Source organism: Streptomyces sp. NPDC048516 (assembly GCF_043199875.1).
In the GTDB taxonomy this organism is placed as follows: Bacteria; Actinomycetota; Actinomycetes; order Streptomycetales; family Streptomycetaceae; genus Streptomyces.
Genome location: NZ_JBICWS010000006.1, coordinates 194,615 through 218,046, shown reverse-complemented (window position 1 = coordinate 218,046; position 23,432 = coordinate 194,615). Strand labels below are relative to the sequence as shown.

Here is a 23,432-nt window from a genome sequence, read left to right as displayed (position 1 = left end):
AGGGCATACTCAACGGCATGACCACGCTCAAGTCCAAGCTGCAGGACGACCTCACCACCGCGATCAAGGCGCGCGACGAACTGCGTTCCTCCACCCTCCGTCTCACGCTGACCGCGATCCAGAAGGAAGAGGTCGCGGGCACCGAGGCGCGCGAGCTGTCCGACGACGAGGTCGAGAAGATCATCGCGCGGGAGGCGAAGAAGCGCCGGGAGGCCGCGGACGCCTTCGAGAAGGGCGGCCGGGGCGATTCGGCCGAGCGGGAGCGCGCCGAGGGCGAGGTGCTCGCCGACTATCTGCCCAAGCAGCTGACCGACGAGGAGCTGGAGCAGCTGGTCGCGGCGGCCGTGGCGGAGGCCAAGGGCGCAGGTGCCGAGGGGCCGCGGGCGATGGGCGCCGTGATGAAGATCGTCAACCCGCAGGTGGCGGGCCGCGCCGAGGGCGGCCGGGTGGCCGCGGTGGTGAAGAAGCTGCTCGCCGGCTGAACGGCCGGACGGAGTTTTTCAGGGAAGAAGGAGGGGCGCCCCCATGGTGTGGGGCGCCCCTCCTCTTTCGTCATACTGGCCGGCGACTTTCGCCGTACGGGCCGGTATCCGTCGCCGCCGTACGGGCCGATCGGCGGTTCAGCAGCGGCCGTTCACCAGCCGCCGTTGCCGCCGCCCAGGATGTCGGGGAAGCCGGGGATGTGCCAGCCGCCGCCCGGCTTGTTGTCGCCGCCGCGGCCGCCCCGGCCGGGCTTGTGCTTGCCGCGGCCCTTGTCGCCCTCGTCGCCCTGGTTCTTGTCCTTCGCGGGATCGTCGATCGCGACGGTGGGCAGGGTGGGCGCGGGCCGGTCGGCCAGCGCGCCGGACATGGCGTCGCGCCAGATGGGGCCGGGGGTGTCGGCGCCGTAGACCTTGTCGTGGGGCACGCCGCCGATGGTGATGTTGTACATCTTGCGCTTGTGCTGCGGGTCGCCGACCCAGACCGCGCCGGCCGCGTTGGGGGTGTACCCGACGAACCAGGCGGCGTAGCGGCTGTCGGTGGTGCCGGTCTTGCCGGCGCTGTCGCGGCCCTTGAGCCCGGCCTCCTTGCCGGTGCCGTCCTCGACCACGCCCTTGAGCAGCGTGTTGATCGTGTCCGCGGTCTTCTTCGACATGGCGGTGCGGCAGCTGGTCTGCGGGACCTTCAGTGCGCGGCCGCGCGCGTCGGTGATCGACTCGATGGCCACCGGTGAGCAGTACCGGCCGCCGCCGGCGAACGCGGCGTAGCCGGCCGCCATCGTGAGCGGCGACATCTCCTGGGTGCCGAGTGTCATCGACGGAACCTGCTGCAGCGGCTTGCCGTCCGCCCGCTCGATGCCCATCTTCTGCGCCATGCCGACCACGGGGCAGACGCCGATGTCACTGATCAGCTGCACGAAGTAGGTGTTGACCGACTTCGCGGTCGCCTCCTTCATGGCGTACGGGCCGACCTCTTCCTTGTTCTCGTTCTCGACGTTCTCGGAGCCGTTGCCCTGCCATTCGCCGTCACAGGTCTGGACGGGACTGGGGTACGGCATCCGGTACGGCGACGGGTACTCCTGCTCCGGATTCGTCCCCTGCTCCAGGGCGGCCGCCGCGACCACCGGCTTGAAGGTCGAGCCGGGCAGATATCCGGCGCCGCCGCCCTTGTCGTGGTTGACCGAGAGGTTGATCACGGTCTCGTTCGCACCGAACCCGTACGGGCGCGACTGGCCCATGCCGAGGATCTTGCCGGTGCCCGGTTCGACGATGGTGGCGGCCGAGGCGACCGGGTCGTCCTCGTAGACGTGGTCCTTGAGTGACGCCTGCACCGACTTCTGGGTCTGCGGGTCGAGGGTGGTGCGGATGGTCATGCCGCCCTCGTTCCACCGCTTCAGGCGGACCTTCCGGGTCTTGCCGAACGACTTGTCGTGCAGGAAGACCGTGCGGATGTAGTCGCAGAAGAAGCCGGCGCCGTTGGTGGCGGTGATGCAGCCGTTCTTGGGGCGGCTGACCGCCAGCTTGATCGGCTTCTGGGCGGCCGCGTCGGCCTCCGCCTGGGTGACGTCCTTCATATCGGCCATCCGCTGCAGCACGGTGTTGCGCCGCCGGGTGGCCTCCTGCGGGTCATTGACCGGGTCATAGCGGCTGGGCGACTGGACGATGCCCGCCAGCAGCGCCGACTCCCCGAGGTTCAGGTCCTTGGCGTGCTTGCTGAAGTAGCGCTGGGCGGCCGCCTCGATGCCGTAGGCCTGCTGCCCGAAGAACGTGATGTTGAGGTAGTTCTGCAGGATCTTGCGCTTGCCGAGCTCTTTCTCGACCTGGATCGCGTACTTGAGCTCCTTGACCTTGCGGCCGAGGGTCTGCTGGGTGGCCTGCGCGACCTTGTCCGGATTGTCGCCGGCCTCCTCGATGAAGACGTTCTTCACATACTGCTGGGTCAGCGTCGAGGCGCCCTGGGAGACCGCGCCGGACTGGGCGTTCTTGTTGAGCGCCCGCAGGATGCCCTTCACGTCCACGGCACCGTGCTGGTAGAAGCGCGCGTCCTCGATCGCGACGATCGCCTTCTGGATGTACGGCGACATGTCCTTGAGGTCGACGACCGTACGGTCACGGGAGTAGACCTTGGCGATCTCGCCGCCCTTGGCGTCCAGAATCCGGGTCCGCTGGCTGAGCGGCGGCGTCTTGAGGTTCGCCGGAATGTCGTCGAAGCCCTCGACCGATCCCTTGGCGGTCAGGCCCAGCGCCCCGGCCGCCGGGAGCGCAAGCCCGGCGAGCACCGCTCCGGCCAGGACGCTGACACCGAGGAACTTGGCGGCCTGCTGAGTCTTGGGCAGACCCCCGCCATCACGCTTCTTAGGCATGAGGGCACCCTACGTTCTCAATCGCCGGACAGGGGCGCACCTGTTCGTTTAGCCTGTTCTCAGCTACCACAGCTGAACGGTTACGCATCGGTTCGTCAACCCCCTCCTCCCGTGGGCCGCGCCCCCACGTGCCCGTGTGTGTCGAGAGAAACCCCGTGTCAGGACGGTGAACTGTCCTGTCTTGTGCGTAACGTGACGTATGCCGTTCGGTCACTCCGTTGGGTGATCTGCCGCGTACGCATAGTCCGTTCGGGCCATTCAAGATTGGGCCCGAAGGGGGTGTTGCGCCCTGCCTGCCTTCCGTAACGTCCTCAACTGGCAACGGTGAATATGCCGATTGCCGCCGTGGGGGAGCCTCGATTCGGGAGAGGACGGCGCCAGCATGAGCTGGGTAACCGACTGGAGTGCACAGGCAGCCTGCCGCACTACCGATCCGGATGAACTGTTCGTACAAGGGGCAGCGCAGAACCGCGCCAAGGCAGTGTGCACCGGGTGTCCGGTACGCACGGAATGCCTGGCCGATGCCCTGGACAACCGGGTGGAGTTCGGCGTGTGGGGCGGGATGACCGAGCGCGAGCGGAGGGCGCTGCTGCGTCGCCGCCCGACCGTGACGTCATGGCGCCGGCTGTTGGAGACAGCGCGCACGGAGTACGAGCGCAGCACGGGCATCCTGCCGTTGGACTGCGAGGACGAGATCTTCGACGAGTTCGCCGCGGTCGGGTAGGCGGGCTACTGCGGGCTGTGGCCCGTAGCCCGCAGACGGCGGCCGGGAGATGTGGCCGAGAAGTTTTGGCTGGTGGCGCGTTCTGCGTGCTGTGTGGTGGCGTGCCATCAGTGTCGTGACGGCGTACGGGAGTTAGGTACGCCGGGAGTGGGGCGTCCGGTAGCTGGGCTGCCAGGTGTGGGGCGCCCGGGGCGCGTGCAGGTGGTGCGGTGTGACACTTGGCTGTGTGTGACATGCGCCTGCCTGTGGATGGGCCGGTGCGCGTGTGCCTACCTGTTGTGCGCGCTGGTGAGAGGCCTTTTGTGAGGGGTGTCGGGCGCTGTGGGGTGAGTGGCGCTGTGGGGTGAGTGACTGAGTCGGCCGTGCGTACGGCTCAACTGTGGGTGTCCATGGGGCCGTCGGTGTCCGTGGGGTTCAGCGCCAGGCGGTCGCCGATGGCGCGCAGCCCTGCGAGGTCATGAACATCGCCGGGCAGCGCGGCGACCTCGGTCACCGGAACCTCGGGATGCAGCGCGGTGAAGCGGTCCCGCGTGCGACGTTCGCGCGCGAGGACCTGCATACGCTCCGCGTGCAGCCGTAGCAGCCCGGCGGCCAGTTGCGCCGCCGAGACCGACGTGGGTGCTACATGATCCGCCGCGGCAGCGGGGGAGAGGCCGCCGGCGGTACGTGATCCAGCCTTCCCGCCGTCGAGATCCACAATGCCGATGGTTTCAAGATTATTTTCTGCGCGGCCGGGAGCGGGGTCGGCGTCCATGGCGGAGCCGTGGCCGGGGCCGGCCGTTGCGACCGGGGCCGCCCCGGCGTCCGTGGCGGTGTTCAAAGGCGTTTGCGTGTCCGTGTCCGGCATCGTGTCCGAGACCGCTTCCGGCGTGGTGTCCGCGTGGGTGTCCTCCGCCATACGGTCGGTCAGGGCCTCCGCGGCGGCCAGGGCGCGCTCGGCGCTCAGTTGGGCGGCGCCGCTGCCGTGCACCCGGTTCAGCACGAGACCGGCCAGCGGCATCTGCTCGGCGGCCAGCCGCTCGACGAAGTACGCCGCCTCGCGCAGCGCGTCCCGCTCCGGCGCGGCCACCACGAGGAACGCCGTGCCGGGAGCCTGCAGCAGGCGGTAGGTGGCGTCCGCGCGGGTGCGGAAGCCGCCGAACATGGTGTCCATGGCGGCCACGAACGTCTGCACATCGCGCAGCAGTTGGCCGCCCATGAGCTTGCTGAGGGTGCCGGTCATCATCGACATGCCGACGTTGAGGAACTTCATGCCGGCCCGGCCGCCGACCTTCGCCGGCGCCATCAGCACCCGGATGAACTTGCCGTCCAGGAAGGAGCCGAGGCGCTTGGGCGCGTCGAGGAAGTCCAGTGCGGAGCGGCTCGGCGGGGTATCGACGATGATCAGGTCCCACTCGTCGTTCGCGCGGAGCTGGCCGAGCTTCTCCATGGCCATGTACTCCTGTGTGCCCGCGAAGCCGGCCGACAGGGACTGGTAGAAGGGGTTCTCCAGGATGGCGCGGGCCCGGTCGGCATCCGCATGGCCCTCGACGATCTCGTCGAAGGTGCGCTTCATGTCCAGCATCATCGCGTGCAGTTCGCCGCCCGCGCTCTCGTCGACGTCCTTGACCTGGCGCGGGACGTTGTCGAGCTCGGAGATACCCATGGACTGGGCCAGCCGTCTGGCCGGGTCGATGGTCAGCACGACGACCCTGCGGCCGCGCTCGGCGGCACGTACGCCCAGGGCCGCGGCGGTCGTGGTCTTGCCTACGCCGCCCGAGCCGCAGCACACCACGATGCGGGTGTGCGGGTCGTCGATCAGCGCATCGACCTCGAGCCGCGGGGCCGAGGCGTCCAGCGTCGTGGTGTCCGAGGTCATATGGGCCCCTGTTTCCGCAGGTCTCTCGCCAGACGGTAGAGCCCGGCGAGGTCCACTCCCTCGGGGAGCAGCTCCAACTCATAGGTGGGCAGGCCGATTGCGGTCAGTTCGGCGTGTTCGGCGCGCTCCAGCTCCACCCGCTCGGCGTGTTCGCGCGCCTGCTCCAGCAGGGGGTCGATCAGCCGGTCCGCCAGGCCGCCGCGGCGGGCGCCGCCCAGACCGGCCTCGGAGAGCGCCTTGGCGACGCCCGTACGCGCCCCGCGGGCGGCGCTGTCGAGGGCGCCGTTGTCCAGCAGCGCCGGGCGGGTCATGTTGATGACGACGCCGCCCACGGGGATGCCGGCGGCGCGCAGCTCGGCGACGCCGTCCGCGGTCTCCTGGACCGGCATCTCCTCCAGGAGCGTCACCAGATGCACCGCGGTCTCGGGCGACTTGAGGACCCGCATCACGGCCTGTGCCTGATTGTGGATCGGGCCGATCTTCGCGAGGCCGGCGACCTCGTCGTTGACGTTCAGGAAGCGGGTGATCCGGCCGGTCGGCGGGGCGTCCATCACGACCGCGTCGTAGACGAACTTTCCGCTCTTGTCCTTGCGGCGCACCGCTTCGCACGCCTTTCCTGTCAGCAGGACGTCCCGCAGGCCCGGCGCGATGGTCGTGGCGAAGTCGATCGCGCCGAGCTTCTTCAGCGCCCGGCCCGCGCTGCCGAGCTTGTAGAACATCTGGAGGTAGTCCAGAAGGGCGCGTTCGGCGTCGATGGCCAGGGCGTGGACCTCCCCGCCCGACCGTCTTCCACCGCCGCCCCGGGAGGGCTCTGCCGCGGACTCCGTCCGGGGGGAGCCCCACGGCGACGCACCGTCCGATGCCGGACCCACCGCGATCTTGCGTTCCTCGTAAGGAAGCGCTTCTGTCTCGAACAACTGGGCAATGCCCTGCCGGCCCTCGACCTCGACCAGGAGGGTTCGCCGTCCCTCGGTGGCCAGGGCGAGGGCGAGGGCAGCGGCGACCGTGGTCTTGCCGGTACCGCCCTTGCCGCTGACGACATGGAGCCTGCTCACGCAAAGGAGCCTAACCAGTCCGCGTCCCGGCTACGCACGGGATACACCTGGGAAGCCCCGGAGAATCTTCCCGCGGCTTCTCCGGGAAGGGTCCGGAATGCTCCGTAGGGGTGCGGCGGCCGCGCCGCCGGAGCGCCGCACGGCAGGGGTGCGGGCGGCCCGCGGCGGACGGCGTCCACCGCGTTCCTGGACAGGCATTACGCTCGGCCCATGACCAAGTGGGAATACGCGACCGTGCCGCTGCTGGTGCACGCGACGAAGCAGATTCTGGACACCTGGGGCGAGGACGGCTGGGAGCTCGTCCAGGTCGTGCCCGGCCCGAACAACCCCGAGCAGTTGGTGGCCTACCTGAAGCGGGAGAAGGCGTGAGCGCGGCGGAGGACAAGATCGCGGCGCTCGGGCACAAGCTGCCCCAGGTCGTGCCGCCGCTGGCCACCTACCAGCCCGCCGTGCGCTCCGGCGCCTATGTGTACACCTCGGGCCAGCTGCCGATGGTGGACGGCGCGCTGCCGGTCACCGGCAAGGTCGGTGCCGAGGTCAGCGCCGAGCAGGCCAAGGAACTTGCCGCGACCTGCGCACTCAACGCGCTGGCCGCCGTGAAGTCCGTCATCGGTGACCTCGACAAGATCCAGCGGGTCGTGAAGGTCGTCGGTTTTGTGGCCTCCGCGCCGGACTTCACCGGCCAGCCGGGTGTCCTCAACGGCGCCAGCGAGCTGCTGGGCGAGATCCTCGGCGACAAGGGCGTGCACGCCCGGTCCGCGGTGGGTGTGGCGGTGCTGCCGCTGGACGCCCCGGTCGAGGTCGAGATCCAGGTCGAGATCGCCGAGTAGACACCCTGTAACGGCGCCGGGAAGACACCCCGTAAGGGCGCCGGGCAAGACCCGTAAGGGCTCTGGGCCCGAGGCGTGCGCCGTCTGCCGGAGGGCCCCTCGTCAGCAGGGGCCCTCCGGCGCGAAAGACGCCCTCGAACATCCGCGCGCGAGCGCATAGCATCCGGCCATGTCGTCCACGACCAACGGCCAGTGGTACCCACCGGAGTGGCCGGACCGCATCCGGGCACTCGCGAACGGCGAGCTGACCCCCGCCGAGCCCCGGCGGGCCGCCACCGTCCTGCTGCTGCGGGACTCCGCCTCCGGCGGCCCCACCGTCCACATGCTGCGCAGACGTACCTCCATGGCCTTCGCGGGAGGCGCGTATGCCTATCCGGGCGGCTCCGTCGATCCACGTGACGAGCGACCGGTGGCCTGGGCAGGACCGTCGCGCGCCCAGTGGGCGGTCCGTATGGGCGTCGACCCGGCGACCGCGCAGGCCATCGTCTGCGCCGCGGTCCGTGAGACGTTCGAGGAGGCGGGCGTGCTGCTCGCGGGCGCCTCGGCCGACACGGTCGTCGCGGACACCACCGGCGAGGACTGGGAGGCCGACCGCGCCGCCCTCGTCGCCCATGAGCTGTCCTTCGCCGACTTCCTGGGCCGCCGCGGCCTGGTCCTGCGCTCCGATCTGCTCGGTGCCTGGGCCCGCTGGATCACCCCCGAGTTCGAGCCGCGGCGCTACGACACCTGGTTCTTCGTCGCGGCGCTCCCCGAGGGCCAGCGGACCTGGAACGCCTCCACGGAGGCGGACCGTACGGTGTGGACCCCGCCGCGGGAGGCGGCGGCCGGCTACGACCGCGGTGAGCTGCTGATGATGCCGCCGACCATCGCGACCCTGCGCTCGCTCCAGCCGTACGCCACCTCAGCGGAGGTGCTGGCCGCGGCGGAGGCGCAGAACCTGACGCCGGTGCTGGCGCGGGCCCGTCTCGTGGGCGGCGAGATCGAGTTGAGCTGGCCTGGGTACGACGAGTTCACCAAGCACATCGCACAGACCGATGCCCGGGCCGGCGCCGGTGTCGATGCCGGTGCTGATTCCGGTACGCCTGCCGGCACCCGTGCCCCCGGGGACGACGACGGCCCTTCGGACGGCCCCGGCCCTTCGGACGGCCCCGGCCCCTCGGACGGCCCCGGCCCCTCGGACAGCCCCGGCCCCTCGGACAGCCGCAGCCCCTCGGGAGGGACCCCCGCATGACCGAAGCATCCGCCCTCCCCGGTCAGCCCCGTGGCGGTGTGATCGCCGGGCAGGCGACCGCGCGGGCCCGGTGCGTACTGGCCCCGAACCCGTCGCCGATGACGCTGGACGGCACCAACACCTGGATCGTCGCCGAGCCGGACTCCGATCTCGCCGTCGTCATCGACCCCGGCCCGCTCGACGAGAGCCATCTGCGGGCCGTCATCGACACCGCCGAGCGGGCCGGCAAGCGCATCGCGCTGACCCTGCTGACCCACGGTCACCCCGACCACTCCGACGGCGCCGCCCGTTTCGCCGAGCTGACCGGTTCGGCCGTACGGGCGCTGGACCCGGCGCTGCGCCTGGGCGACGAGGGGCTGGACGCGGGCGATGTCATCACCACCGGAGGCCTGGAACTGCGCGTGGTGCCCACACCCGGCCACACCGCGGACTCGCTCTCCTTCCACCTCCCGGCCGACCGCGCGGTCCTCACCGGCGACACGATCCTGGGGCGCGGCACCACCGTGGTCGCACACCCCGACGGGCGGCTGGGCGACTACCTGGACTCGCTGCGCCGGCTGCGCTCCCTGACGGTCGACGACGGGGTGGCGACGGTCCTCCCGGGGCACGGGCCGGTGCTGAATGATGCCCAAGGGGCGGTGGAGTTCTATCTGGCGCACCGCGCGCACCGGCTCGCCCAGGTGGAGACCGCGGTCGAGGCCGGCCACCGCTCACCCGCCGAGGTCGTCGCGAACGTCTATGCCGATGTCGACCGCTCGCTGTGGCCGGCCGCCGAGCTGTCCGTCCGGGCACAGCTGGACTACCTGGGCGAACACGGGCTGATCGAGAGCTGACGGCGGCCGGCGGCCGGCGGGGACGAGTGCCGACGGCCCGGCCGGGGAACTCCGGGCCGGGCCGTCGGCCGAGCGGGGCCGACGGCGAGGACTGGCCCTGGTCCTGGCCCTGGCCCCGGCCCTGTCCCTGGCCCCGGTCCTGGCCCCGGCCCCGGCTGAGAGGCGCCGTCAGCCCGCCCGGGGCGGCGGCGTCTTCGCCCCGTGGACGGCCAGGTATTCCGTGGCCAGCCAGGGGGCGAGGCCGGTGAGCAGTTCATCCAGCAGCTCCGGGTATGCGGCGGGCGCCCGGGCGGCGCGTGCCGCGGCGTGCATCTGCTCGGCGTGCGCCGGGTAGTAGCGGCCGAACACCTCGGCGGACTCGGTGAGATCGCTCGTCCAGCCGCCCCAGCGCGGCATGACCAGGGTGAATCCGGTGCGCACCAGCCGGCGCGCCACACCCCGGGTCAGCCGGGTGCGCTCGGCTTCCGTCGTGGCCGCCGCGGCCTTCTCGCGCAGACCGGGCAGGCTGCGGAAGAGGTCGCCGTTGGTTTCGCGGGCGAGGAGCGAGGTGGGACGGTAGCGGGGCAGCTCGGCGGCGAGATCAGGGCCGCTGACCGGGGTGCACAGGCAGGCCACGAACCACGCGAGGTCGTACCGCTCCCGCTCGCTGCGCAGCCGGTGCACGCCGAACAGCAGGATTCCCGCGCCGTTGATCTGCGGAAACGCGGCATCCAGGCTGCTCTCGACGGCGCGGACGGCAGCACGGTCGGCATCGGTCGGCTCGTCCCGCAGGGCGATCAGCGCGTCGAGGTCGGAGACCCCGGGGACGGCGGTGCCGCGCGGGACGCTGCCGAAAAGATAGCTGCTGTGCAGGCGGCCGGGGCCGAAGTTCGCGCCGATCCCGGCACCGAGCTCCGCCACGACGGGCGCGAACGGCGCGGAGACGCGGTCCAGGGAGCCTTCCCGCAGAAAGTAGCCGTCCCGGTCCAGCCCCGCGCCGTTGGTCATGGCGCCACTATGGCCAGAAGGGCGGAGGTGCGGCGACCTGATTACCGGGGGCGCACCAGGGGGACGACGGGCGGTGGGTCCGGCGGGCCACGGGGACGACGGTTCGGTGGGTCCGGCGGGCCACGAGGACGACGGCCGGAGGAAGCGGCGGCCCGTGTGTCCTCATGACGCCCGTGTGTCCTCATGACGCCTGTGTGACCTCATGACGAAGGGCCCCGCCGGAGCGGGGCCCTTCCAGGATGCCTGCGAGGGGTCAGCGCGAGCGCTTGGCCAGCCGCTCGACGTCCAGCAGGATCACGGCGCGCGCCTCCAGACGCAGCCAGCCGCGGCCCGCGAAGTCCGCTAGGGCCTTGTTGACCGTCTCGCGGGAGGCGCCGACCAGCTGGGCCAGCTCCTCCTGCGTGAGGTCGTGGACGACGTGGATGCCCTCCTCGGACTGCACGCCGAAGCGGCGCGACAGGTCGAGCAGGGCGCGGGCCACCCGGCCCGGTACGTCCGAGAAGACCAGATCGGACATCTGGTCGTTGGTCTTGCGCAGTCGGCGGGCAACCGCACGCAGTAGGGCCGTGGCCACCTCGGGCCGGGCGTTCAGCCAGGGCTGAAGGTCGCCGTGGCCCAGGCCGAGGAGCTTGACCTCGGTGAGGGCGGAAGCCGTGGCCGTGCGCGGGCCGGGGTCGAAGAGCGACAGCTCCCCGATCAGCTCTCCGGGGCCGAGAACGGCGAGCATGTTCTCCCGGCCGTCCGGGGAAGTGCGGTGCAGCTTCACCTTGCCCTCGGTGACCACGTACAGGCGGTCGCCGGGGTCCCCTTCGTGGAACAGGGCGTCGCCGCGGGCGAGCGTGACCTCTCCCATTGAGGCGCGCAGCTCGGCCGCCTGCTCGTCATCGAGCGCCGCGAAGAGCGGTGCGCGCCGCAGAACGTCGTCCACGAGATCTCTCCTTGTCGACATGCTCCGGGGGACTGTGGTCCCCATCATGCCGGAATGCAAAACAGTGCGATCAATCACAAGTTTGCCGGACCGGTGCCCCGAGCCATAAGGCAGGGGGCCGATTGGGGTCAGGAATCACAGCGATCAAGCCGGATGTCAGTGGCTGGCCTTAGTCTGGCCGAGTGTCCAATACGCCGGTGAGAGCAGAGGAGTGGGGGCCGGAAGAGTGAGCGCAGGGCGTGATTCCGCTGTGGGCGAACAGCCGTCCGGCCGCACATCGAATTCCGATAAAAGTAACAAACCGCCCTCCGGGGTGACGTCCGGCAGGGCGCCGGGCACCCACAAGCCTGGCGCGTCGCGACCGGCGGCGCAGGACACCACCGTGCAGACCTCCGTGAAGAAGACCTCGGTAGGCAGGACCTCGGCAGGGAAGAAGGCCGCCGTGAACGAAACTCCAGAGCAGCCGGCGGCGGCCTCGAAGGCCGCGGCGAAGAAGGCCGTCACGAAGAAGGCCACAGCCAAGAAGGCCACCGCCAAGAAGGCCGTCGCCAAGAAGGCCGTCACGAAGAAGGCGGCTGCCACGGAGACAGCCCCGGCAAAGCGGACGGCGGCGTCAAAGAAGACGACGACGCCGAAGACGGCCGCCGCAAAGAAGACAATCGCCGCAAAGACGGCGGCCAAGAAGACCACGGCCGAGAAGACCGCCCCGAAGACCGCCGCCAAGAAGGCCCCCGCGCGCAAGCCCGAGTCGCGGGCCGCCATGGTGCGGCGGGCCCGCCGGATCAACCGCGAGCTGGCCGAGCTGTATCCGTACGCCCACCCCGAGCTGGATTTCACCAACCCCTTCGAGCTGCTGGTCGCCACGGTCCTGTCCGCGCAGACCACAGACCTGAGGGTCAACCAGACCACCCCGCGCCTCTTCGCGGTCTGCCCGACGCCCGAGGACATGGCCGCCATGGACCCGGAGCGGCTGGAGGAGCTGATCCGGCCGACCGGCTTCTTCCGGGCCAAGACGAAGTCGCTGCTCGGTCTGTCGGCCGCGCTGCGCGACCGCTTCGACGGTGAGGTGCCGGGCCGCCTGGAAGACCTCGTCACCCTCCCCGGGGTCGGCCGCAAGACCGCCAACGTGGTGCTGGGCAACGCCTTCGGCGTCCCGGGCATCACCGTCGACACCCACTTCGGCCGACTCGCCCGCCGTTTCGGCTGGACCACCGCCGAGGACGCCGAGAAGGTCGAGGCGGATGTCGCCGAGATTTTCCCCAGGAGCGAGTGGACGATGCTCTCGCACCGGGTGGTCTTCCACGGCCGCCGCGTCTGCCACTCCCGCAAGCCCGCCTGCGGCGCCTGCCCCATCGCCCCCCTGTGCCCCGCGTACGGCGAGGGCGAGACGGACCCGGAGAAGGCGAAGAAGCTGCTGAAGTATGAGCTCGGCGGTCAGCCGGGTCAGCGGCTGAAGCCGCCGGCCGGCTATCCGGGGAAGCCCGCGCCCCCGATGGCGCCCCCTGTGGCCGCCTCATGAGGCGGCCGCCAAAGGTGACCGACGATCGACGCCAGGCCTGAGGGGGCGCGTATGAGGAGCGCACGGGAGCAGCGGTACGGCGAGGAGGCGGACGTCCGCGCGGCGTCGTCCGGCGAGGCGTCCGAGACGGCGCCCGACGTGGCGCCCGACCTGGCGTCCGGCCGGGACGCCACGGTCACCGCCGACGGCCTGCCCGAGTGGCTGACCCCGGTGGCCCGCGCGGCCGCCACGATCGAGCCACGCCAGCTGAGCCGTTTCCTGCCGCCCAGGAGCGGAGGCCGGCAGTCCGCGGTGCTCATCCTCTTCGGCCACGGTGCCCGCGGCCCCGAACTGCTCCTGATGGAGCGCGCCGGGACCCTGCGTTCGCATGCCGGCCAGCCCTCCTTCCCCGGTGGCGCCCTCGATCCGGAGGACGGCGACCCCGACGGCCCCGGCCCCGTGCGGGCGGCGCTGCGCGAGGCCCAGGAGGAGACCGGCCTCGATCCGTCCGGCGTGCAGGTCTTCGGCGTGCTGCCGCGGCTCTACATCCCCGTCAGCGGCTTCGTGGTGACACCGGTCCTGGGGTGGTGGCGCCGGCCGAGCCCGGTCGGCGCGGTCGACCAGGCGGAGACCGCCCGGGTCTTCACGGTTCCCGTGGCGGATCTCACGGACCCGGCCCATCGGGTGACAACCCGCCATCCCAGTGGCCACACCGGAGCTGCCTTCCTTGTCGAGAATGCCCTGGTCTGGGGTTTTACGGCCGGAGTGATCGACCGGATCCTGCACTACGCCGGCTGGGAGATTCCGTGGGACCGTGACAAGGCGGTCCCACTGGACTGGCGCTCATGAGACGGTGTCCGGCGTGAACGTCCTGGACATCTTGCTACTGGTCGCGGCCGTGTGGTTCGCGATCATCGGCTATCGGCAAGGCTTTGTCGTCGGCATCCTGTCCGTGATCGGCTTCCTCGGAGGCGGTCTGATCGCGGTCTATCTGCTGCCCGTGATCTGGAACGAGATCACCGGAGACGCGACACCCGGCAGCTTCGCGGCCATCGCGGCGGTTGCCATCGTGATCGTGTGCGCATCCGTGGGACAGGCGCTCACCACCCATTGGGGCAACAAGCTGCGCCGGTACATCACCTGGTCACCGGCGAGAGCCCTGGACGCGACCGGCGGCGCGCTGGTCAACGTCCTGGCGATGCTGCTGGTCGCCTGGCTGATCGGCTCGGCGCTGGCCGGTACGTCCCTGCCGACGCTCGGCAAGGAGGTCCGCAACTCCAAGGTGCTGCTCGGTGTGTCCCAGGTGATGCCCCCGCAGGCCGGCACCTGGTTCGCGGACTTCTCCTCGGTCCTCGCGCAGAACGGCTTCCCGCAGGTCTTCACGCCGTTCTCCAACGAGCCGATCCACAACGTGCCGGCGCCCGACCCCCGGCTGGCCTCCAGCCCGGTGGCGGCGCAAGCGAGGCGCAGCATCGTCAAGGTCGTCGGCACGGCCCCCGGCTGCGGCAAGGTCCTCGAAGGCAGCGGCTTCGTCTTCGGCCGGCACCGTGTGATGACCAACGCCCATGTGGTCGGCGGTGTGCGCGAGCCGACCGTCCAGGTGGGCGGCGAGGGCCGTACGTACGACGCCAAGGTCGTGATCTACGACTGGCGGCGCGATATCGCGGTCCTGGAAGTGCCCTCCCTGGAGGCGCCGGCGCTGCAGTTCACCGACGGGGACGCGAGCAGCGGCAACAGCGCCATCGTCGCCGGCTTCCCGGAGAACGGCGGCTACGACGTCCGCTCCGCCCGTATCCGCGGCCGCATCCAGGCCAACGGCCCGGACATCTACCACCGCGGCACGGTCGGCCGCGATGTCTACTCCCTCTTCGCCACGGTCCGGCAGGGCAACTCCGGCGGCCCGCTGCTCACCCCGCAGGGCAAGGTCTACGGCGTCGTCTTCGCGAAGTCGCTGGACGACTCGCACACCGGCTATGCGCTGACCGCCGACGAGATCCGCCAGGACGTCCTCAAGGGACGTACGGCCAGGCAACAGGTCGACAGCCAGGGCTGCGCCATCTGACCGGCAGCCGGGATGGCGCCACCCGGCCGACAGCCAGGGTGGCGCCCTCCAAGCGGTGTCTCCCCGCCGACGCATCCACGCGGTGTCCGTACGGCGCTCACAGGCGTCCGGCGCACGGTCAGGTGTTGCCCCCCGGCCCTGCCGGTCGGTCGCGGCGCCGGACACGCGCCGTGGGGCGCGTCAGGGGCGGGGAGACGTGCTTCCTGCGCCCTGCCGGCGGTGCGGCCGATTGAGGTACGCCTGGATTCAGGTGCGCCGTCGTTCAGGCACGGGGATGGCGTAGTCGCGCGCTCATCCAGCGCGCTCTGCGGCGCAGGATGCGTGGGATGCCCATGGGGTGCGCCGGATCGGGGGATTGGCCGGACCCGAGGTCCGGGGTTCCCCTGTCCTGAGTACCCACTACAGCGGCACTGCTGCGGCGGTTGCGTGCCACGTCACGGTAGTCGTGCGTCCAGCCCATACCCTCGACTCTGCCCGTGCCCCAAGGTCCGTAACCGCCTCGGGGGCCGCCAATTGGCCTATGCGCCAGGCAAGTGGCTGTTCGTCATACGAGCGTTCGAGCTTCGGGTGGCGGGCCCCGCCGAGCGGTTCGCGCCGCCCGCTCAGCGGGAAGCGGACCCACGACGGAACCGTGCGCACGGCAGGTATGCACGGCAGGCGCCCACGGCGGATACGCACGGCAGGTGGGCACAACCCTCAACGGTCGGGCCCAAAGCCCCGGTTGCCGTCGGCCCGCTGCCGCGCCCGGCCGTTCAGCGATCCGGTTCCGGGTCCTTGAGCCAGTTGATCAGCTCAGTGGAGAACGCCACCGGGTCCTCCTCGTGCGGGAAGTGGCCCAGGCCGTCGAACAGCCGCCAGCGGTACGGCGCCTCGACGTACTGGCCGGAGCCGGCCGCGCTGCGGGTGCGCATCACGGGGTCGAGCGAGCCGTGCAGGTGCAGCGTGGGGACCCGTACGGGCATCTTCATCCGGCGGTTGAACTGCAGTCCGTCGGGGCGCGCCATCGACCGCACCATCCAGCGGTACGGCTCGATCGAGCAGTGCGCCGTCGACGGGATGCTCATCGCCCGCCGGTAGACCGCGATCGCCTCGTCCTCCGGCTGCCGGGGCCCGGACCAGTCGCGGATCATTTGGCCCACCAGCGCCGCGCCGTCCGCCGTCAGCGCCCGTTCGGGCAGCCAGGGCCGCTGGAAGTTCCAGATGTGCGAACTCCGGGCGCTCTGCCGGACGTCGGCGAGCATCGCCGAGCGCCAGCGCCGCGGGTGCGGCATCGAGGACACGGCCAGCCGGCGCACCAGCTTGGGCCGCATCACCGCCGCCGTCCAGGCAAGGTAGCCGCCCAGGTCGTGCCCGACGAGCGCGGCGTCCGGCTCGCCCAGGGACCGTATGACGCCCGTGACGTCCAGCGCGAGATTCGCCGGGTCGTAGCCGCGGGGGGTGCGGTCGCTGCCGCCGACGCCCCGCAGGTCCATCGCCACCGCGCGGAAGCCCGCCTCGGCCAGGGCGCTGAGCTGGTGCCGCCAGGTCCACCAGAATTGCGGAAAGCCGTGCAGCAGCAGCACCAGCGGGCCCTCGCCCAGCTCCGCGATGTGGAAGCGGGCGCCATTGGCCGCGACGTCGCGGTGTGACACCTCTTTCCCGCCGGGGATGCCGAGCCGTACGACCGAGGCGGTGCTGTCAGGGGCTGTCATACCGATGAGCGTGTCACAGACTCCAGCGCCGGGTGTTCCACCGGGGTCAGGCGCGGGTGCGGCTTGGCCTTCTGGAGCACGGCCGCGGTCTCCTTGGCCGAGTTGATGGACTTCTCCGGCTTCTTGATCTTCTTCATCTTGGCCATCGCGATGAGGGCCAGCAGACCGGCGAGGACCAGGAAGGCGCCGCCGACGATCAGGAAGGACCAGGCGAGCCCGAGCCCGAGGTTGTGGATGCCGTAGGCCGCGGCGAAACTCAGTACCGGCAGCGCGAACAGCGCCAGCGCGCCCGCGACCATGAACGCGGCACTGCCGATGCCCGCCCGCTTGGCGTCCTGGCGGAACTCCGCCTTGGCCAGCGCGATCTCGTCGTGCACCAGCGCGGACATCTCGGCCGTGGCCGTGGCCACCAGCTGTCCGAGGCTGCGGTCCGTGCCGTCGTCGGCTGCGCTCATCGCCGTCTCCCTCTTTTCTTCACCCGGATGCAAAGCCTCTCAGATCATGCCGGACCATCGTCTCCGGCATGCCTGCTGGAGGCCACTTCGGCAAGCCGCCGGTGTTCCGCGGCCTTGGCTTCGTGGATTGCCGCCATCCGCAGGTGGTATTCCGGCTTGTCGAGTTCGTAGATGTCGGGGATGCCGTCCTGGTCCTCGTCCCGCTCCTCTTCCTCGCACAGTTTCTTGTACTTGGTGTTACGGAGCTTGAGGAGGATGCCGGCGAAGAGGGCCGCCAGCAGCGAGCCGGTCAGCACCGATGCCTTGATCTCGTCGGTCAGTACCGGGTTCCCGGAGAAGGCGAGTTCACCGATGAGCAGCGAAACGGTGAAGCCGATACCGGCCAGGGAGGCGAGGGCGAAGACATCCGGCCACTTGAGGTCGGGGTTGAGCGTGGCCTTGGTGAAGCGGGCGGTGAGCCAGGTGCCGCCGAATATGCCGAGCGTCTTGCCCACCACCAGGCCGAGTACGACGCCCAGCGTCTCCGGCCGGGTGAAGACGTCGTGGACCGCGCCGCCGGATATGGAGACGCCCGCGGAGAAGAGGGCGAACAGCGGCACGGCGAGGCCGGCCGAGAGCGGGCGGACCAGATGCTCGATGTGCTCGCCCGGGGACCGTGTTTCGCCGTCGCGCCGGGTGCAGCGCAGCATCAGGCCCATGGCGACGCCGGCGATGGTGGCGTGCACCCCGCTGTTCTCCATCAGGCCCCAGATGACCAGGGCGAGCGGGACGTAGACGTACCAGCCCCGGACACCCTTGCGCAGCAGCAGATAGAAGATCACCAGGCCGACGGCGGCCAGACCGAGCGCCAGAAAGTTGAGCGTCGAGGTGAAGAAGACCGCGATGATCAGGATCGCGAAGAGGTCGTCAACGACGGCGAGGGTGAGCAGGAAGGCGCGCAGTGAGGAGGGCAGGGACGTGCCGATGACGGCGAGTACGGCGAGGGCGAAGGCGATATCGGTGGCGGTGGGGACCGCCCAGCCCTGTAGTGAGCCGTCGCCGATGCTGTTGACGGCGAAGTAGACCACCGCCGGCACCGCCATGCCGCAGAGCGCGGCGATCACGGGCAGTGCGGCGGCCTTCGGGTCGCGCAGCTCGCCGGCCACCAGTTCGCGCTTGAGCTCGATGCCGGCGACGAAGAAGAAGACCGCGAGCAGCCCGTTGGCGGCCCAGTGCTGAATGGACAGGTCCAGGCCCAGTGTGGCCGGTCCCAGGTGGAAGCCGCGGACCGCTTCATAGCTGCCGCCAAGGGTGTTTGCCCAGATCAGAGCCGCAACGGCGGCGGCGAGCAGAAGGATGCCACCGACGGTTTCGGCGCGCAGCGCGTCCGCGACGAAGTTCCGCTCGGGCAGCGGCATCCGCCCCAGGAAGGGGGAGCGGCGGTGGGTGGGGGTGCTCACGCGGTGACCTCCGGGCTTTTCGGTAGCTGCGTACGGCTGTTGCAGTTGCCGACCAGACTTCCCGGCGCACCCTGAGTTCTTAGCGCGTCATTGACGCGGTTCCCACTGTACCGGGGAGGGGCAAGCGGCTATCCGGTGGCCTCACTTTACGGGCAATTCGGGCCTCGGGCCGCTGGGAGCGGGCCGGGCTGCCGGGCCGGGTTCCGGGCGGACCGGAGGGGTCGGGCGGACCGGAGGGGCCCGGCTGCCGGAGGTGACGGGATGGCCGTGTCGGGGAGGCCGGGGCGCCAGGGAGGCCGGGCAGACCGGCGGAGGCGACGGATCGCCGGAGAGTCCGGAGTGCCGGAGAGGCCGGGCGCCGGTGACCGACGGAGGGGCTGGGGCGCCGGAGACGACGGAAGGGGCACCCGGCCGCGCAGCCAGGTGCCCCTTACCGCCATCCGTTCCCGCTCAGTCCTCGGAGGCCGCGCTCGGCAGCTTCGCCTGGATCAGGTCCATGACGGAGGAATCGGTGAGGGTCGTGACATCGCCGAGGTCACGGTTCTCGGCCACATCGCGCAGCAGCCTCCGCATGATCTTGCCGGAGCGGGTCTTGGGCAGCTCCGCGACCGGCAGGATCCGCCGGGGCTTGGCGATCGGGCCGAGCTGCTGGGCGACATGGGCGCGCAGCTCCTCGACCAGGCCCTCGTCCTCGGCGGTGGCGCCGCCGCGCAGGATGACAAAGGCGCAGATGGCCTGGGTGGTCTGCGGGTCGGCGGCGCCGACGACCGCGGCCTCGGCCACCTTCGGGTGCGAGACCAGCGCCGACTCGACCTCGGTCGTGGAGATGTTGTGGCCGGACACCAGCATCACGTCGTCCACCCGGCCGAGCAGCCAGATGTCGCCGTCGTCGTCCTTCTTGGCGCCGTCACCGGCGAAGTACTTGCCCTCGAAGCGCGACCAGTACGTTTCGAGATAGCGCTGGTCGTCGCCCCAGATCGTGCGGAGCATGGACGGCCAGGGCTCGGTCAGCACGAGGTAGCCGCCCGCGCCGTCGGGAACCTCGCGGGCCTCGTCGTCCACGACGGTCGCGGCGATACCGGGCAGTGCCACCTGGGCCGAGCCGGGCTTGGTGGCCGTGACGCCCGGCAGCGGGCTGAGCATCATCGCGCCGGTCTCGGTCTGCCACCAGGTGTCGACGATCGGCGTCGCGTCAGCCCCGATGTGCTTGCGGTACCACATCCATGCCTCGGGGTTGATCGGTTCGCCCACCGACCCGAGGACCCGCAGCGACGACAGGTCGAACTTCGCCGGGATGTCATCGCCCCACTTCATGCAGGCGCGGATCGCGGTCGGCGCGGTGTAGAGGACCGTCACGCCGTACTTCTGCACGATCTCCCACCAACGGCCCTGGTGCGGGCTGTCCGGCGTGCCTTCGTAGAGCACCTGGGTCGCGCCGTTGGAGAGCGGGCCGTAGGTGATGTACGAGTGGCCGGTCACCCAGCCGACGTCGGCGGTGCACCAGAAGACGTCGGTCTCCGGCTTGAGGTCGAAGACCGCGTGGTGGGTGTACGAGACCTGGGTGAGGTAGCCGCCGGTGGTGTGCAGGATGCCCTTGGGCTTACCCGTCGTGCCGGAGGTGTAGAGGATGAACAGCGGGTGCTCGGCCTCGAAGGCCTCGGGCGTGTGCCGGTCGCTCTGCCGCTCGACGATCTCGTGCCACCACACGTCCCGGCCCTCGTGCCAGGCGACGTCCTCCTGGCCGGTGCGGCGGACGACCAGGACGCTGCGGACGTTCTCCGTGCCGGGCTTGGTCAGTGCCTCGTCGACGGCGGGCTTGAGGGCGGACGGCTTGCCGCGGCGGTAGCCGCCGTCGGCGGTGATCACCACCCGGGCGTCCGCGTCGTTGATGCGGGTGGCCAGCGCGTCCGCGGAGAAGCCGCCGAAGACGACGGAGTGCGGGGCGCCCAGGCGCGCGCAGGCCAGCATGGCGATGACCGCTTCCGGGATCATCGGCATGTAGACGGCGACCCGGTCGCCACTGCGCACCCCCAGCTCGGTCAGTGCGTTGGCGGCCTTGGAGACCTCGCGCTGCAGCTCGGCGTAGGTGATCGCGCGGGTGTCACCCGGCTCGCCCTCGAAGTGGATGGCGACCCGGTCGCCCAGGCCGTTCTCCACATGACGGTCCACGCAGTTGTACGCGACGTTGAGCTTGCCGTCGGCGAACCACTTCGCGAAGGGCGCGTTGGACCAGTCGAGGGTCTGGGTGGGAGCGGTCTCCCAGGACAGACGTTCGGCCTGCTCGGCCCAGAAGCCCAGCCGGTCCGCCGCGGCCTGTTCGTACGCGGCGGCCGTGACGTTGGCGTTCGCGGCCAGATCGGCGGGCGGCGCGAACCGCCGCTCCTCCTTGAGCAGGTTGGCCAGGCTTTCGTTGCTCACAACTTCTCCCAATCCCAGGGCGTCCGATGTGTCCCCAGGTCATAGCTCATCAGTCCGCGCCTGGCCCTGACAAGGCCTGTGGACAAATATTGGTGTAGACCTGTCGGTCGGGCGCTGTTCCAAGGGCGTTGTGAGGCCGCCGCGCAGGTCAGACGGTTACCGGTGCCGGCTCACCGCGGACCGGGCAGAACCGCCCGGTCGCCTCGTCGAGCACGTAGGTCTGGGCCTCGCCGACATGGAAGTACATGCCGTGCAACGTGAGCGTGCCCTCGGCCACCCGGCGGGCCACACAGGCGTGTTCCCTGAGGTGGTCGAGCTGCTGCATGACGTTGACGAGCGCCAGCCGCTCGTGGTCGTCGCTCACCGGCCGTCCGCTCAGCGAGACTTCGCCCCGCCCCAGCCGTCCGATGCGCTCCATACGGGCCAGGCTCGGCCGGCCGTGCCGCAGCCAGCGGGTGAGCGAGGTCGGCTCGGCCTCTTCCGGCACGGCGGCGCCCAGCAGCGCCCCCATGGCACCGCACCCCGAATGGCCGCACACGGTGATCGAGCCGACCCGCAGCACCTCCACTGCGTACTCGATGGCCGCCCCCACGGAGTCGCAGGAAGCATCCGAGCCGGGCGGCGGCATCAGGTTGCCCACGTTGCGCACGGTGAACAGATCACCCGGCCCGCTTGATGTGATCATGCTCGTGACCAGCCGGGAGTCCGCACAGGTCAGAAACAGCTGACGGGGCCGCTGGCCCTCGCGCGCCAGCCGGGCCAGCTCCTCGCGCACGAGCGGAGCCGTATGGCGCTGGAATGCGCTGACCCCGCCCAGCAGTTGGCTGCCGCTGCTCTCCGGGGCCGCTGCCGGGTCCGCGGCGGGCCGGGTGCAGTGATGGTTGCGCCACGGTGTCCACGGACGGCAGGAGTGCGCACTGGCCGGCTCGGCGATCGGCCGGCCGGAGCGGCCGCCCAGGGTCACCCAGCCGCCGTGCGCCCGATGGGCGGCGGACCAGGACTGCAGTGCCTCGTAGGCGGCATGATCCATGAACGAGCCGCCCAGCTCGACGACGACATCGGTGTGCGCAGGCACCTGCCCCAGCGCCCGGGTCAGCCGTGGCACCGCCAGGAACGTCAACTGTCCGCTGACGCGTACCCGGTAGCCGTCGGCCTCCGCCGTCACGGTGATACGGGTGTGCGTCAGCCGGCGCAGGGCCAGGAAGAGCGCGACCGCGATGCCCGTCACCACGCCCTGGAGCACGCCGAGGAGCACCACGCCGCCCAGCGTGGCGGCGTACACCGGGAATTCGCGGTGGCGCTGGACGTGCCGGATGTGCGCGAAGCTCACCATCCGCACGCCGACGACCATCACCAGCGCGGCGAGTGCGGCCAACGGGATCATCTCCAGTGCCCCGGCCAGCAGGCCCGCGCACACCAGCACCCATACGCCGTGCAGCACGGTGGCGCGACGGGTGGCCGCACCGGCCCGCACATTGGCCGAGCCGCGCATCGCGCCTCCGGAGACCGGCAGCCCGCCCAGCAGCCCGGAGACGGTATTGGCCACGCCCTGGCCGGCCAGCTCGCGGTTGAGCCGCGTCCGCCCGGTGGGAGCGCCCGGCCGCTCGGCCGCCAGCCGGTCCACGGCCACCGCCGACAGCAGCGACTCCATACTGGCGACGAGGGTGACGGTCAGCACCGCGGCGGCGAGCGCCGGAAGGGATGCGTCCGGCAGCGTGGGCGGCTCGGGGAGCCGCCAGGACGGCAGCTCCACGCGCGATACCGCAGCCCCTGCGCTGACGGCCGTCGCGGCGAGCACGGCGGCCAACGGGGCGGGGAGTACTCGCGCCCACCGTCCGGCGCGGCCCGGCAGCCGCCCCCATCCGATGAGGACGGTGACGGTGACGGCGCCGATCAGCAGCGCGGTGGCGTGCGGATGCGCCAACTGGCCGGGCAGCGCGGTCGCGTTGTCGAGCGCCGAGCCGTCGGGGCTGCCGCCGAGCACCACATGGAGCTGGCCGAGGGCGATGGTGACCCCGATGCCGGCCAGCATGCCGTGCACGATCGCCGGGCTGACGGCCAGCGTCGCCCGTGCCACGCGCAGTGCGCCCAGGGCGAGTTGGGCGAGGCCGGCAAGGGCCGTGATGGCGCAGGTGGCGCGCCAGCCGTAGCGCTGGACCAGGTCGGCGGTGACCACCAGGAGGCCGGTTGCCGCGCCGCTCACCTGGAGCGGGGCGCCGCCCAGCAGACCGGCGACGATGCCGCCGACGACCGCGGCGACCAGGCCGGCCTGCAGTGGGGCGCCGGTGGCCAGGGCGATGCCCAGCGACAGCGGGACGGCGAGCAGGAAGACGACGGCCGAGGCGGAGAGGTCCCCTCGGAAGGCGGCCCGCCGACCCTTCTTGGTGCGAGGGCCGGCCCCGGGTGCCACAGGGAGCTCGGGAGGGGGTTCGGTGGGGTGCGCGGTGCGCGGCGGCTGCGGCGGTGACTTCTCGATCTGCGGCATTCCCGTCTCCTCCGGGGCGACGCGGTCGCGCGGGGCGCGATCGTGGGGCGGCGGTGTACTGCGGCGGGACGTGAGCCGGCCGGCGGTCATCGCTGT

General features: G+C 71.1%; 20 protein-coding genes. 9 read left to right on the top strand and 11 right to left on the bottom strand.

Going from position 1 to position 23,432, the window contains the following annotated elements:
- Positions 1-17 precede the first annotated feature (17 nt).
- Positions 18-482: a GatB/YqeY domain-containing protein gene (locus ACGFR7_RS14695; RefSeq protein WP_393318047.1), complete on the top strand. Its 465-nt coding sequence runs from the start codon at positions 18-20 to the stop codon at positions 480-482.
- Between the two features lie 152 nt (positions 483-634).
- Here ACGFR7_RS14695 and ACGFR7_RS14690 read toward each other — a convergent pair whose 3' ends face one another.
- Positions 635-2,842: a transglycosylase domain-containing protein gene (locus ACGFR7_RS14690; RefSeq protein ID WP_393318044.1), complete on the bottom strand. Its 2,208-nt coding sequence runs from the start codon at positions 2,840-2,842 to the stop codon at positions 635-637.
- Between the two features lie 382 nt (positions 2,843-3,224).
- Here ACGFR7_RS14690 and ACGFR7_RS14685 point away from each other — a divergent pair, with 382 nt between their 5' ends.
- The gene (locus tag ACGFR7_RS14685) at positions 3,225-3,566 is read left to right on the top strand and encodes a WhiB family transcriptional regulator (protein WP_088799104.1); all 342 of its coding nucleotides are present in this window, start codon (positions 3,225-3,227) and stop codon (positions 3,564-3,566) included.
- 373 nt (positions 3,567-3,939) lie between these two features.
- On the opposite strand, the gene ACGFR7_RS14680 is transcribed toward ACGFR7_RS14685, so the two are convergent.
- Together ACGFR7_RS14680 and ACGFR7_RS14675 are read right to left on the bottom strand one after the other, a co-directional pair.
- Complete coding sequence (locus tag ACGFR7_RS14680; RefSeq protein ID WP_393318040.1) at positions 3,940-5,424, bottom strand: ArsA family ATPase; 1,485 nt, start codon at positions 5,422-5,424, stop codon at positions 3,940-3,942.
- On the bottom strand, positions 5,421-6,479 hold the full coding sequence (locus ACGFR7_RS14675; RefSeq protein WP_393318037.1) for an ArsA-related P-loop ATPase: 1,059 nt from the start codon (positions 6,477-6,479) through the stop codon (positions 5,421-5,423). Before ACGFR7_RS14675 ends, ACGFR7_RS14680 begins: the two co-directional genes overlap by 4 nt.
- 210 nt (positions 6,480-6,689) lie before the next feature.
- Between ACGFR7_RS14675 and ACGFR7_RS14670 the strand changes: the two genes are divergently transcribed.
- The 4 genes from ACGFR7_RS14670 to ACGFR7_RS14655 all read left to right on the top strand — a co-directional run bounded on the left by ACGFR7_RS14670 (position 6,690) and on the right by ACGFR7_RS14655 (position 9,373).
- On the top strand, positions 6,690-6,848 hold the full coding sequence (locus ACGFR7_RS14670) for a DUF4177 domain-containing protein (protein WP_003967454.1): 159 nt from the start codon (positions 6,690-6,692) through the stop codon (positions 6,846-6,848).
- Positions 6,845-7,309: a RidA family protein gene (locus tag ACGFR7_RS14665; RefSeq protein ID WP_393318034.1), complete on the top strand. Its 465-nt coding sequence runs from the start codon at positions 6,845-6,847 to the stop codon at positions 7,307-7,309. The genes ACGFR7_RS14670 and ACGFR7_RS14665 overlap by 4 nt, the downstream gene beginning before the upstream one ends.
- Positions 7,310-7,478: 169 nt before the next feature.
- Positions 7,479-8,540, top strand: coding sequence for an NUDIX hydrolase (locus ACGFR7_RS14660; RefSeq protein WP_393318031.1), 1,062 nt, complete (start codon positions 7,479-7,481; stop codon positions 8,538-8,540).
- Entirely contained in the window at positions 8,537-9,373 is an 837-nt protein-coding gene (locus tag ACGFR7_RS14655; protein ID WP_393318028.1) for an MBL fold metallo-hydrolase, read from the top strand. The genes ACGFR7_RS14660 and ACGFR7_RS14655 overlap by 4 nt, the downstream gene beginning before the upstream one ends.
- Positions 9,374-9,541: 168 nt before the next feature.
- Here the strand turns inward: ACGFR7_RS14655 and ACGFR7_RS14650 are convergent, their stop codons facing one another.
- Complete coding sequence (locus ACGFR7_RS14650) at positions 9,542-10,360, bottom strand: nucleotidyltransferase domain-containing protein (protein WP_393318025.1); 819 nt, start codon at positions 10,358-10,360, stop codon at positions 9,542-9,544.
- Positions 10,361-10,613: 253 nt separating this feature from the next.
- Complete coding sequence (locus ACGFR7_RS14645) at positions 10,614-11,288, bottom strand: Crp/Fnr family transcriptional regulator (protein WP_006604164.1); 675 nt, start codon at positions 11,286-11,288, stop codon at positions 10,614-10,616.
- Between the two features lie 442 nt (positions 11,289-11,730).
- Here ACGFR7_RS14645 and nth point away from each other — a divergent pair, with 442 nt between their 5' ends.
- From nth to ACGFR7_RS14630, 3 genes are read left to right on the top strand one after another with little or no spacing between them, the layout of a single operon-like run.
- Positions 11,731-12,807: an endonuclease III gene (gene nth / locus ACGFR7_RS14640; RefSeq protein WP_393318022.1), complete on the top strand. Its 1,077-nt coding sequence runs from the start codon at positions 11,731-11,733 to the stop codon at positions 12,805-12,807.
- Between the two features lie 51 nt (positions 12,808-12,858).
- On the top strand, positions 12,859-13,635 hold the full coding sequence (locus tag ACGFR7_RS14635) for an NUDIX hydrolase (protein ID WP_393318019.1): 777 nt from the start codon (positions 12,859-12,861) through the stop codon (positions 13,633-13,635).
- 13 nt (positions 13,636-13,648) lie between these two features.
- Entirely contained in the window at positions 13,649-14,848 is a 1,200-nt protein-coding gene (locus ACGFR7_RS14630; protein WP_393318016.1) for a MarP family serine protease, read from the top strand.
- Positions 14,849-15,110: 262 nt separating this feature from the next.
- Here ACGFR7_RS14630 and ACGFR7_RS14625 read toward each other — a convergent pair whose 3' ends face one another.
- From ACGFR7_RS14625 to ACGFR7_RS14600, 6 genes are all read right to left on the bottom strand, one after another.
- Positions 15,111-15,308 carry a hypothetical protein gene (locus ACGFR7_RS14625; protein WP_393318013.1) on the bottom strand — a complete coding sequence of 66 codons (198 nt, stop codon included), beginning with the start codon at positions 15,306-15,308 and terminating at the stop codon, positions 15,111-15,113.
- Between the two features lie 292 nt (positions 15,309-15,600).
- The gene (locus ACGFR7_RS14620; protein ID WP_393318011.1) at positions 15,601-16,539 is read right to left on the bottom strand and encodes an alpha/beta fold hydrolase; all 939 of its coding nucleotides are present in this window, start codon (positions 16,537-16,539) and stop codon (positions 15,601-15,603) included.
- On the bottom strand, positions 16,536-16,994 hold the full coding sequence (locus ACGFR7_RS14615; protein WP_393318009.1) for a phage holin family protein: 459 nt from the start codon (positions 16,992-16,994) through the stop codon (positions 16,536-16,538). Before ACGFR7_RS14615 ends, ACGFR7_RS14620 begins: the two co-directional genes overlap by 4 nt.
- Before the next feature lie 44 nt (positions 16,995-17,038).
- The gene (gene nhaA / locus ACGFR7_RS14610; protein WP_393318006.1) at positions 17,039-18,433 is read right to left on the bottom strand and encodes a Na+/H+ antiporter NhaA; all 1,395 of its coding nucleotides are present in this window, start codon (positions 18,431-18,433) and stop codon (positions 17,039-17,041) included.
- 450 nt (positions 18,434-18,883) lie between these two features.
- Positions 18,884-20,851, bottom strand: a complete 1,968-nt coding sequence (acs, locus tag ACGFR7_RS14605) for an acetate--CoA ligase (protein WP_393318004.1) — start codon at positions 20,849-20,851, stop codon at positions 18,884-18,886.
- A 148-nt stretch (positions 20,852-20,999) separates the two neighbouring features.
- On the bottom strand, positions 21,000-23,336 hold the full coding sequence (locus ACGFR7_RS14600) for a SulP family inorganic anion transporter (protein WP_393318001.1): 2,337 nt from the start codon (positions 23,334-23,336) through the stop codon (positions 21,000-21,002).
- Positions 23,337-23,432 lie beyond the last annotated feature (96 nt).